Source organism: Streptomyces longispororuber (assembly GCF_024448165.1).
In the GTDB taxonomy this organism is placed as follows: Bacteria; Actinomycetota; Actinomycetes; order Streptomycetales; family Streptomycetaceae; genus Streptomyces; species Streptomyces longispororuber_A.
The window spans coordinates 1-10,879 of record NZ_JAMOLN010000280.1 but is presented as its reverse complement, the minus strand read 5'-3'; the positions used below and the strand labels follow the sequence as shown (position 1 = coordinate 10,879).

Annotated in this window: 10 protein-coding genes; 4 read left to right on the top strand and 6 right to left on the bottom strand. The window is 72.0% G+C overall.

Annotated elements, in window-relative coordinates:
* Window positions 1-5: 5 nt before the first annotated feature.
* Together M4J07_RS43505 and M4J07_RS43500 are read right to left on the bottom strand one after the other, a co-directional pair.
* On the bottom strand, window positions 6-1,373 hold the full coding sequence (locus M4J07_RS43505) for an outer membrane protein assembly factor BamB family protein (protein ID WP_255982047.1): 1,368 nt from the start codon (window positions 1,371-1,373) through the stop codon (window positions 6-8).
* Complete coding sequence (locus M4J07_RS43500) at window positions 1,370-1,933, bottom strand: SigE family RNA polymerase sigma factor (RefSeq protein WP_255982045.1); 564 nt, start codon at window positions 1,931-1,933, stop codon at window positions 1,370-1,372. The genes M4J07_RS43505 and M4J07_RS43500 overlap by 4 nt, the downstream gene beginning before the upstream one ends.
* A 197-nt stretch (window positions 1,934-2,130) precedes the next feature.
* On the opposite strand from M4J07_RS43500, the gene M4J07_RS43495 reads away from it, so the two are divergent.
* Entirely contained in the window at window positions 2,131-2,964 is an 834-nt protein-coding gene (locus M4J07_RS43495; RefSeq protein WP_255982042.1) for an SDR family oxidoreductase, read from the top strand.
* A 52-nt stretch (window positions 2,965-3,016) separates the two neighbouring features.
* Here M4J07_RS43495 and M4J07_RS43490 read toward each other — a convergent pair whose 3' ends face one another.
* Window positions 3,017-4,075 carry a vWA domain-containing protein gene (locus tag M4J07_RS43490; protein WP_255982039.1) on the bottom strand — a complete coding sequence of 353 codons (1,059 nt, stop codon included), beginning with the start codon at window positions 4,073-4,075 and terminating at the stop codon, window positions 3,017-3,019.
* A 132-nt stretch (window positions 4,076-4,207) separates the two neighbouring features.
* Here M4J07_RS43490 and M4J07_RS43485 point away from each other — a divergent pair, with 132 nt between their 5' ends.
* The 3 genes from M4J07_RS43485 to M4J07_RS43475 all read left to right on the top strand — a co-directional run bounded on the left by M4J07_RS43485 (window position 4,208) and on the right by M4J07_RS43475 (window position 6,458).
* The gene (locus tag M4J07_RS43485) at window positions 4,208-5,005 is read left to right on the top strand and encodes a thymidylate synthase (RefSeq protein WP_255982036.1); all 798 of its coding nucleotides are present in this window, start codon (window positions 4,208-4,210) and stop codon (window positions 5,003-5,005) included.
* Window positions 5,002-5,505 carry a dihydrofolate reductase gene (locus M4J07_RS43480; protein WP_255982034.1) on the top strand — a complete coding sequence of 168 codons (504 nt, stop codon included), beginning with the start codon at window positions 5,002-5,004 and terminating at the stop codon, window positions 5,503-5,505. Before M4J07_RS43485 ends, M4J07_RS43480 begins: the two co-directional genes overlap by 4 nt.
* Window positions 5,506-5,756: 251 nt before the next feature.
* Window positions 5,757-6,458 carry a hypothetical protein gene (locus tag M4J07_RS43475; protein WP_255982031.1) on the top strand — a complete coding sequence of 234 codons (702 nt, stop codon included), beginning with the start codon at window positions 5,757-5,759 and terminating at the stop codon, window positions 6,456-6,458.
* A gap of 105 nt (window positions 6,459-6,563) precedes the next feature.
* Here M4J07_RS43475 and M4J07_RS43470 read toward each other — a convergent pair whose 3' ends face one another.
* From M4J07_RS43470 to M4J07_RS43460, 3 genes are all read right to left on the bottom strand, one after another.
* On the bottom strand, window positions 6,564-6,992 hold the full coding sequence (locus M4J07_RS43470; protein WP_255982028.1) for an XRE family transcriptional regulator: 429 nt from the start codon (window positions 6,990-6,992) through the stop codon (window positions 6,564-6,566).
* A 519-nt stretch (window positions 6,993-7,511) separates the two neighbouring features.
* Window positions 7,512-8,204, bottom strand: a complete 693-nt coding sequence (locus M4J07_RS43465; RefSeq protein ID WP_255982026.1) for an RES family NAD+ phosphorylase — start codon at window positions 8,202-8,204, stop codon at window positions 7,512-7,514.
* A gap of 278 nt (window positions 8,205-8,482) precedes the next feature.
* The gene (locus M4J07_RS43460; RefSeq protein WP_255982024.1) at window positions 8,483-10,843 is read right to left on the bottom strand and encodes a WD40 repeat domain-containing protein; all 2,361 of its coding nucleotides are present in this window, start codon (window positions 10,841-10,843) and stop codon (window positions 8,483-8,485) included.
* Window positions 10,844-10,879: the final 36 nt, after the last annotated feature.

Here is a 10,879-nt window from a genome sequence, read left to right as displayed (position 1 = left end):
CGACCTCACCCCAACTTCGGCTCGATCCGGAAGAGTTGACCGCCGACCTGTCCGACGAGCCCGTGGTCGTAGCTCATCAGCTCGGGCGCGATCCCGGCTTCCATGGGCCGCTTCGGCAGCTCCACCCGCCCGCGCCAGCGCACGGCCCCGCTGTCGAGGTCGAGACCCACCAGGTGCCCGGTCGGGTCGAGGTAGTAGGCGACGCGGGTGGCGAGGTCGACGGCGGCGGCCGAGCGCAGTTCCCCCATCCTCGGTTCCTGCGGGTCCTTGCGCAGCTTCAGACCCGGGTCGGTGACCCACATCCGCCTGCCGTCGTCAGCCGAGTACGCGACGATCCGGTCCTTGGTGCCGGACGCCAGGACGATCCCGTCCGCGACCTCGCCCAGCGGCAGCCCGTCGACCCGGTACTGCCTCACCTTGCCGGAGCGGGTGTCGACCCGGCTCAGCGTGGCGGGCCCGCCGGCTGAGGAGAACTTCTTGCCGACGGGCGCGGTCAGCAGCACGGCGTCGCCGTCCGTGCCGACGAGGACGGTCGGGCCCTCGACCGTCGCGACCGTCCGCGCCTCACCCGTCACCGGGTCGAGGCGGACGACGGTGCTCTGCTGCGGCGCCTTCTCACTGTCCGGCGAGCACGTCAGGTACGGCACACCACCGATCACGGCCCGGTCGCAGTCCGCCTTCTTCCACCGGTACGTCCACAGCGTCCGGCCCGTCTTTCCGTCCAGCGCGGCCACGCTCTTGAACGAGGGCGTGTTGGCGAGGACCCCGCCGTCGAACAGCACGGCGGAGACCCGGCCGCGGCTGTCGTCCGCCAGCTCGTGCCGCCACAGCTCGCGGTCGCCGTCGGCGTCGAGGGCGACGAGGTCGGTGCCGGCCCGGGGCGCGCCCGGGGCGTGGTCGGCGTACGTGTAGAGCATCCCGTCCCGCGCCCCGGGGACCGTGCCCGCCGGGGTGCTGCTCCCGTCGCCCTTCCCGACCTCGCGCTTCCACACGACCTTCCCGGTACGGGCGTCCACGCGCACGGCGTCGTACTTCATGCCCCGGCAGAACACCGCCCCCTCTCCCGTGTTGCAGGCGTCCCACGACTTCGCGGGCAGCGTCGTCTGCCACCACAGCTTGCTCTCGTTGCTCACCCGGGTGGCCGGGGGCTGCGCCGTGTCGTCGCCGGTGCCGGTGACGAGGGCGGCGCCGAGGGTGAGACCGGCCAGGCCGAGGGCGGCGCCGGTCACCCGTGCGACGGTGCGCCGGCGGCGACGGCGCACGATGCGCTCGGCCATGTCGGCGGGCGTCCCTGCCTCGCCGGGAGTCCAGTGGTGCAGGACGTCCCTGATCGTGTCGTCCAGTTCGTCCGTGCTCCGGTGCGGGGTGTTCATGTGCGGGCTCCCTTCATGGCCTTGCCAGTCGGTTCGGTGCGGGCGGGTTCCTCCGCCACGGGCGCGGCGGGTCCCAGCTCGGGGGCGAGCCGGCGCAGCCGGGCCAGCGAGCGGTGGGTGGTGCTGCGCACGGTGCCGACCGAGCAGCCCAGCGCGCTCGCGACCTCCGTCTCGGACAGGTCCTCGAAGTAGCGCAGCACCAGTACGGTGCGCTGCCGCGGAGTCAGCCGCGCCAGCGCCTGCCCCACCGTGATCCGTAGATCTGCGGCGGACGTGCCGTCGGCGGCGCCGAAGTTCTCCGGCGGTACGGCGAACGTCGCCTCCCGGTGCGGCCTGCGCAGCCGCCACCGGCTGACCTGGTGCCGGTACATCACCTTGCGCACATAGCCTTCCGGGTCCTCTATGTGCCGCCAGCGACCCAGCGCCTTCATCAGCGCGATCTGCACCAGGTCCTCCGCCTCGTGCCGGTCGCCGCCGGTGAGCAGATTCGCCAGCCGCAGCAGCGCGCTCCACCGGACGTCGACGAAGTCCCTGAATCTCTCGGTGTCCTGCGGGTCCATGGGCCCTCCCGTTCCCTAACGCCCCCAAGGACGCGCGACCGGTCCGCAATCTATGCCTGCCGCCGGAGACCTTCTTGAAGTTCTCGATCTCCTTGACCCCCGCGATCCCCTCGATCTTCTTGACCTGAAGCGCGATTGAGGTCCTAGCGTTCCGGCGTGCCTTCCCGTAGATCGGCCGACGACAGGAGAACCCGCTCGTGATCCTTGTGACCGGAGCCACCGGAAACATCGGCAGTGCGCTGCTGCGAGAGCTGCACGCGCACGGCGCGGGCCCGCTGCGGGGGCTCACCCGTGATGCCGCGCGGGCCGCCCTGCCCTCCTATGTCGAAACCGTCGAGGGCGATCTCGCGGACCCGCGCTTCCTGAAGTCGGCGATGGACGGGGTCCGTGCCCTGTTCCTCGTGTCGCGGCTGGCACCCGACGCCGACGTCCTGGCTGCGGCCGGGGCGGCGGGCGTGGAGCACGTGGTGCTGGTGTCGTCGATCACCGTGCAGACCCACCCGCATCTGGGCCCCGCGGCCGAGAACCTGGCGGTCGAGCGGCTGGTCGAGGACAGCGGCATGGACTGGACGGTGCTGCGGCCCACGCAGTTCGCGTCGAACGCCGCGATGTGGGCGGCGCCGATCCGCGCGGGCGAGCCGGTCCACGCCCCCTACGCGGACGTCGGGCTGCCCACGATCCACCCCGCCGACATCGCGGCGGTGGCCCGGGTCGCGCTGACCGAACCGGGCCACCGGGGCCGCACCTACGCCCTGACCGGCCCCGAGCCGGTTTCCGCCCGGCAGCAGGTCGAGGCGATCGGGGCGGCGCTCGGGCGGGAGGTGCCCTTCGCCGAGATCAGCCGGCAGGAGGCCCGCGCCCGGATGGCCACGGTGTTCGGCGACGACGCGGCGGACGCCGTCCTCGACGTCACGGGCGGCGACGTCAACGCCGAGCTGCTGGCGGTACGCGACACGGTGCCGCGACTCACCGGCTCCCCGGCACGCCGGTTCGCCCAGTGGGCCGGGGAGAACGTCGACACCTTCCGCTGAGCCGGGCACCGAAGGTGCACCGAACCCGGCTCGGCGTTTTACCCTCGCCCCTTCACATCATGATGAGCAGACGCGTATTCGGCTTGAGCTTCCTGTTCACCGAACGGCTCTGCACATACACCTCCAGCTTGGGATTGTTTCCGGCCTTCACGGAAACGGTCCCCTGAATTCCCGTACCGAACAGAAGACTGCGCGCCGCGTCTCCCGTATAAGCGCGGTCGGTGTCCTTCTCGACCACGATGACTTCCTTGTTCAGCTGAACCTGCGCCCGCGCGCCCAGCTGGTAGTAACACGCGCCCCGCTCATAGGTCACTCCGGGATGCGAATTCACGAAGGGACGGATCTCGATCTCCTTGTCCACCTTCAGGAGCCGGTACCTGTCGGCCGGTATCGGTTCGAGATTCGCCCGCACCTCGTCGACGGATATGTCCTGCCCGACGGCGAACAGGTTCTTCGTGCCCCGCACGCCCTGCTCCCGGCCGCGCAGGAAGCTGGTGGCGGCGGCGCGCACGGTGCCGATGGCCTCCTCGACGCCCTTCTGGGAGTCCGCGTCCCAGATCGCGATGTTCCCCGCCGGGAAGCCGTAGTTCTGCGCGGTCCGCTTCGCCAGCGAGTTCGGCACGAGGATCGCGGACGTCCAGTGACCAGGCATGGCGCCCAGCTTCGCGGTGATCCTGTCCAGCCAGGGACCGAGGATCGTCATGTCGCCGTCGTGCCGCCTGTCGCCCCCCGACGCGTTCTCCTCGCCGTCCGTCACCACGATCTGGAGGAAGCTGTGCTCGCCGTATTCCTCCCATATGTGTCCCAGGTCGTCCAGGGACTTCAACGAGGCCTCGATGAGCGCCGTCGCCCCATTGTTCACCCGGTACAGACCCCGCATGGACGGAAGGTGCTTCACGTCCATGTCCCACACCAGGTTCTCCACCCGGTGGTCGAAGGAATAGAGGCTGATCCGGGTCTCGTGACCGAGGCTGTCCGATTCCGCCTTCAGGCCCGCCACGAACTCGTCCACGACGCGAATGAGCTGATTCTCGTGCGGACGCATGGAACCCGAGCAGTCCACCACCAGCGCGACGTGATTCACCTTGTGCTGAATCCTGCTTGCAGACATGATTCCGCTCCCCCTCCGAGCTTCCCCGAGTGATGTATTCACTCTATGGGGAGGCACTGACAACGCCGTTTCGTCGGCCGCCACGCCCCCGGGGTCCGGATCCGCGGTCCGCTGCGGCTAAACTTCAGCGCCGTGGTGGATACCCAGTACGAAGACCTGTTGAAGCTGGTGCTCACGTCAGGGACGGCCAAGGCCGACCGGACGGGCACCGGGACCCGAAGTGTCTTCGGACACCAACTGCGCTACGACCTCTCCCAGGGGTTCCCGCTGGTCACCACGAAGAGGGTGCACCTCAAGTCGATCGTGTACGAGCTGCTGTGGTTCCTGCGCGGCGACTCGAACGTCCGCTGGCTGCAGGAGAACGGCGTCCGCATCTGGGACGAGTGGGCCGACGCCGACGGCGAGCTCGGTCCGGTCTACGGCGTGCAGTGGCGCTCCTGGCCCGCCCCGGACGGCCGGCACATCGACCAGCTCAGCCAGGTCCTGGACACGCTGCGCAGCGACCCCGACTCCCGCCGGATGATCGTCTCCGCGTGGAACGTCGCGGAGCTGGACCGGATGGCACTCGCCCCGTGCCACGCGTTCTTCCAGTTCTACGTCGCCGACGGCAAGCTCTCCTGCCAGCTGTACCAGCGCAGCGCGGACCTGTTCCTCGGCGTCCCGTTCAACATCGCCAGCTACGCCCTGCTCACGCACATGGTGGCGCAGCAGACCGGTCTTGAGGTCGGCGACTTCATCTGGACCGGCGGCGACTGCCACATCTACGACAACCACGTCGAGCAGGTGACGGAGCAGCTCTCCCGCGCCCCCTACGCGTTCCCCGAGCTGAAGCTGCACAAGGCCGACTCGCTCTTCGACTACGCCTACTCGGACGTGGAGGTGCTGAACTACCAGCACCACCCCGCCATCAAGGGCCAGGTCGCCGTATGACCGACGGCACGGCCACCCGGCACGTCGGGCTCATCTGGGCGCAGACCCTGGACGGCGTGATCGGCGCGGACAACGGGATCCCGTGGCGGCTGCCCGAGGACATGGCGCACTTCAAGGCGACCACCCTCGGCCACCCGGTGATCATGGGCCGCAAGACGTGGGACTCGCTCCCGCCGCGCTTCCGCCCGCTGCCCGGCCGGCGCAACGTCGTGGTGACCCGCGATCCCGAGTGGTCCGCCGAGGGTGCGGAGCGCGCCGGGTCCATCGCCGAGGCCCTGGACCTCGCGGCGGGCACCGCCTGGGTGATGGGCGGCGGCGAGATCTACCGCGCCGCCCTGCCGTACGCGACGACGCTCTCGGTGACCGAGGTCGACACGACGGTGCACGGCGACACCCACGCTCCGAAGCTCGACGCGGCGTGGACGGCCGGCGAGGACGACGGCTGGCAGACCTCGACGACCGGTCTGCGGTACCGCATCCGCCGGTACACCCGGTCGTAGCCGCACCCGTAGCCGCAGCCGGGCCGGAGCGACTCGTAGCGACCGAAGCGACTCGTAGCGACCGAAGCGACCGGCTTTCGCAGACGGAGGACCGGGCGCCCCTGACCGCAGGGGCGCCCGGTCCGTCGTGTTTCGGCCCACCTCCTGGCCGAGACCGTGCACCGCGCGATTCGCCCCGGGCCGGCGGCCGCCTCGACGGCAGACTGGTGGCCGCACGTCCGTGGGGACAGCTGACGGGGGGAGCCGGTCAGATGGCGAGAGCGCGGCGGGCCGCAAGACCGTGGTGGGCGGGGCGGCCGCACGATCCCGACGCCCCTGGCCGGCGGGCGCGGCGCATGCGGGACGTCGCCGAGCTGCGGGCGCAGGGGCGCTACGGGCCCGAACTGCGTGACGTCCTGCCCGCGTTCGTGATGCTGGGCCTGGCGGCGCTCGGGCCGCTGTTCGTCCTCGCTCTGCTGTACCGCCTGCACGGGCCGTTGCTCGGCGTGCTGCTGCCGGTCGCGGTCGGGTGCGCCGGCTGGTTCGGCGGGCGGCGTCTCGTCCGGCGCCGCGCCGGCCGGTACACCCCGGCGGAACTGGCGCGCCTGGGGCATCGCGGGCTGGTCCTGGCCGTCGAGCGGATGCTGCGGCGCGACGGCTGGCAGGTCACCGATCTGACCGAGGGGGACCGGGTGCGGTTGTACGCCCGTGGCCGGGCGGGGCGCGAACTCGACGTCGCCGTCCGGGACACCGTGGAGATTCCCCCTCAGGAGAACGTGAGCCGCTCCGCCGACGACGCGGCGGTCCCGCAGGAGAAGGCGCGGCTGCTGCGGCTCGTCGTCAGTCCGGGGGCGTTCACCCGCGCCGAGGTCCTGTGGGCCTCCCGGCAGAGCGGTGTCCTGCTGGTCGACGGGGAGACGCTGCGGCGGTGGGCGGCCGGTGTCCCGTTCGACGAACTCGGCCTGCCGACCTGACGGGCAGAGCCACGGAGAAGGGGTCCTGGAGGAAGAAGGAAGCCGTTCCCCTGTCGCGCGCGGCGGCCGGGGAACGGCTGTGGTGCCAGGTGGCGCAACGTGCGGTCAGGAACCGGCGGACGAGGACGGCAGCTGCGTGCTGTCCGTCGCCTCGACGTACGCCCGGGCGGCGACCATGACCTCGCGGGCGCGGTCGTCGGCGATACAGAGGGCCGGGGCCATGTCCTCCAGTTGCGGATTCATGCCGATCATCCAGGCGCGGGCCGTATACACGGACTCGGCGGCCTGGATCAGGTGGAAGATCTGGATCGCGTCGATCAGGCGGGCCTCGGCCTCCGGCCTCGGCCGACTGGTGCCGGCCGCCCAGCGGCCCACCTGCTTCGCGTCGTTGATGCCCGCCATGCGCGCGGTCAGCCGCTGCCCGAGGTTCGCCTGGAGAAATCGCGCGATGTCGGCGATGGGCGTACCGACGGCAACACTGTGGGCCGCCGTCGCGGCGGCGGTGGTCCGGGGCTTGGTGTCGATCGTGGACATGACGGTCTCCCTCATTGACCCGGCGGGCCTCACCGTAAGAACCAAAGGGTGAGGGCGGGTCGGACGGCGGGCTCTGCGGCTCGGCGGCAGCTGCGGGACGCGCCATGGCTGTCGGCGGCACGGACGGAGGGGCGCGCAGGCACGCATGCCGATGGCTGCGATCGTCGCAGTGGCTGTTCCATCACGTCCATGACGCCCTCCCTCCAAGTCTGTTTCCAAAAGCGTACCCACGGTGGTGGGCCAACTCCACCTGAAGACGTCTACTTTGAGGAAGCGTCATATGCCACGCCACATGGCGGAATCTCCTCCTCCGCCATGCCTCACCTGCGGTTTGTGGTGCGGACTGCAGGTTTTCGGCCACCGAGGGCCTTCCGGTGATTGGCCGTTTCCCACCCCCTAATGGACCCCTTTAGAGGTGGGGTTCCGGTGTGTTGGTGGTGTGTTACCGGCGCCTTCAAGGGGTGCGCAGCGGTTGTGCAAGGGGTACGCAGAGGGTGCGCAGGCGGGGCCGGCGGTCGGTCAGAACATCTGCAGGCCGTACTCCTGGGCCACCGTCCGCAGCGGCTCCGACTCGGGGAACACGTACGTCGACTCCAGCCGGTCGACCGTCGTGTTGTCGAAGACCGCCCAGCACTGGCGCATGCCGAAGCGCGACTTGTAGGCGATGCCGTGGATGCGCGGGGTGCCCTGCGCGGTGCGCTGGGTGTGGGCCCAGCGGGCGATGGCCCGGGTGAGGCGGCGGTGGAAGCCCTGGATGTGGTCGCGGGTGAGTTCGGCCTGGGTGACGCCGAGTTCGGCCAGCTGCGGCGCGAGGAGGACGGTGAGCGTCTTCAGGGTGTGTGGGTCGTCGACGTCGAGGAAGCGGCTGTCCTTGGCGGGTTCTAATCGCAGGAGGGTGTGCTTGGCGCTCCAGTCGCGGACCATCTTGCCGGGGCCGACGAAGAACGGCTCGTGCCAGTCGTGGTCGACGAGTTCGCGCATGTCCGGGTGGACGCGGAAGGGGGCCAGCGCCTCGGCGAAGCAGCCGTCCTGCTGGGAGGCGCAGTAGAGGGTGCCGTACGTGCTCGCGCTCCAGGCGTTGCCCGCGGTGCTGGACTCGTCCGGGGCCGCCAGGATGTCGTAGCTGAGCGGATCGGGGGTCTTTCCCAGTCGCCAGACGCCGTCGGTGGGAGCGGGTACCAGTCTGACGTCGGCTGCTGGGCTGGAGGTCATGGGTTCGGCTCCGGTCGTCGTCCGTTCAGGCCCTCTGAACGGGGCGGCCCGTCGGCTCCGGCCGACGGGCTTGGGGTGGTCCGCTGGGTCGCGTGTCCTGAACAGGGGCAGGACAGGAGACAGTTGATCAATTGTGGTGGCCGATCGGCCGTGATGCGAGTCACTTGCGCGACATCGCGGGGGCGCACGATGCATTCCGGGGGGCGCATAGTCCGTCAGCATGTGTGATCGGCGTCGCCCGATCGGCGCACCGGGTGCGGTCGCGCGGGCGGCGGCGGTCAGTGGGCCAGTGCGGGGTGGGCCAGGTCGAGGCTGGTCAGGGCCGTTCCCGCGTGTCCGGCCAGGGCCAGGTCGGCGGTCGCGGTGCCGGGGTGGGGGGTCGCGTCCAGCCAGGTCAGTGGGGTGGCCGTGGCCAGCGTGAGGAGTTGTGCGCCGGTGGCCGCGTCCCACAGATGGATGATGCCGTCGCGGGCGGCGCTGACCACGTACGTGCGGTGTTCGGCGGTGAACGTGGCCAGCGCGTGCACGGGGGCGTGGTGGCCGGTCAGCGGCGGGCCGAGCGGTTGCCTGGTCGCCAGGTCCCAGAGCCGGACGTCGGCCTGGTCGCCCGCGGTGACCAGGAAGGGCGAAAGGTCGCCCGCGGGCGCCGTGTTGAGGGCGAGGGCGTGGATGATGCCCTGGTCGCAGTGGATCCGGTCGGCCGCGGTGTCCTCGTCGGCCGCGGGGTCCCACAGGCGGACGACGCCCTCCGTGCCCGCGGTGGCGAGCCAGGGCCGGCCGTCTTCCGTACACGCGGCGGCCAGCGCCTTGACGCTCATCGTGTGGCCGTTCCACGTCCGCAGCAGGCTGCCCGTGTGGAGGTCCCACAGGCGGGTGCGGTAGTCGTCGGACGCCGTCAGCAGGAGGGCCAGCGCGCCGTCCGGGCTCGTGCAGGCGGCGATGTGGCGGGTGGGCGCACCGCACTCCAGGGGCGGCAGCGACGGCGGTGTGCCGTTGGCCACCGGGTCCCACCCCCGTACGGTGCCGGTGGCGTCGGCCCACAGCAGCAGGTGCCGGGAGCCGCGGCGGGCCCAGGTCAGGGCGAGGACGGGCTCGGGGGCGACGAGCGCGGTGGTCGCCAGGCCGGTGCGGGTGGCGGTCAGCCGGACCGTGGTGTCGTGGGCCGTGGCGACGAGCGGGCCGCCGTCGCTGTGCCAGAGCGCGGTGGCGGCCGCGGCGCGCGGGGCGGGGGCGGGTCCCGCGGTGAGGTGGCGGCCGATGTCGGCCGCGGTCCACAGGCGCAGGGTGGCGTCGGCGGCGCCGGACAGCAGGGCGCCGGGCCGGTCCGGGCTGTCGGGCAGGGCGGCGAGCGCGGTGACGGTGTCGGTGTGGCCGCGCAGTTCGGCGACGGTGCCGGTGGCGGGCTCCCAGAGAGTGACGGTGCGGCCGCGGGCGGCGGCGAGGACGACGGTCTCCTCGTCCAGTACGAGCCGGCACAGGTCCTTGACGGGTTCGCCGTGGCCGGGCGCGGTGGCGGGCAGCCGGCCTTCGGCGGTGGACCAGGAGGTGATGCTGCCGTCGGCGTGGCCTGCGTAGAAGAGTCCGGGTTCGACGCCGGCCGTCACGGTGCGGGCGGGAGCGGGCAGGGGGTGCACGGCGCGGACGGTGCCGTCGAGGTGGTGCACGGTCAGGTCGTGCGCGGTGTGCACGAGGACGCGCTCGCCGTCGGTGTCGATCACCGTCGTGAGGGTGCCGCGCAGCACCGGGGGCGCGGTGGCGATGGTGCGGGACGGCCCGGGCGCGGCCCAACTGACGGTCTCGCTGCGGCCGTTGACGGCCCATACGGTGAGGTCGCCGCGATCGTCGAAGCCGCACAGGGCGTCATCGAACCAGGTGGAGTCGGTGTGGCAGCCCAGGGCCGCGTGCCGGTGCGCGTCCCACAGCCGCACCGTGCCGTCGGTGCCCGCGGTGACGAGGTACTGCCGTCCGTCGGGGTCCGGCGGGCTGAGGTGCAGGGCGCGGATCTCGCCGGAGTGCGCGGCGATCGGGGCGCCGACGGGGTGGGCGGTGGCGGCGTCGAGGAACTCCAGGGTGCCGGTCGTGGTGGCGACGGCGATCTGCGGTCCGTGGCGGGGGTGGTCGAGGGCGAGCAGCCGGGTCGGCGTGGCGGGCAGGGTGGCCCAGATGTTCGCCGCGGGCCGCCAGTTGGTGAAGTGGGCGGTCAGCGGGCTGTCGGCGGGCGGCGCCGCCTCGGGCGGCATCCGGGTGCGTGGGGTGTCGGGGTAGGTGAGGGCGATGTGGGCCAGGTGCAGGCTGGCCATGCGCGACGGCAGCGGCGCGTCGCGCAGGTAGGGCTCTATGGCGGACCAGGCCGTCAGCCAGTGCCGGGGCCCGCAGGCCGGGCTGTGGTGGAGCAGCGCGCGGATGCCGCCGCCGGTGTCCCAGGCGAGTGCCTGCGGCGGGACGCGCGCGTCGTCCAGGACGTGCCCGAGCGCGGCGTGCCGGGCCAGGTGACGGCGGGCGTACGGCGGGGGCGGCTGCCCGGGGTCCGCGCTCAGGGCCGCGAGCCGCGCGGCGATGCGGGCGTGCACGGCCGCCTCGCCGGCGCCGTCGTCACCCAGCGCGTGATCGCGCGCGGTGTCGTGGGGGTCGGTCGTCACGGCGCACAGCGTCTGGCGGTCACCTCCGGGGGCACG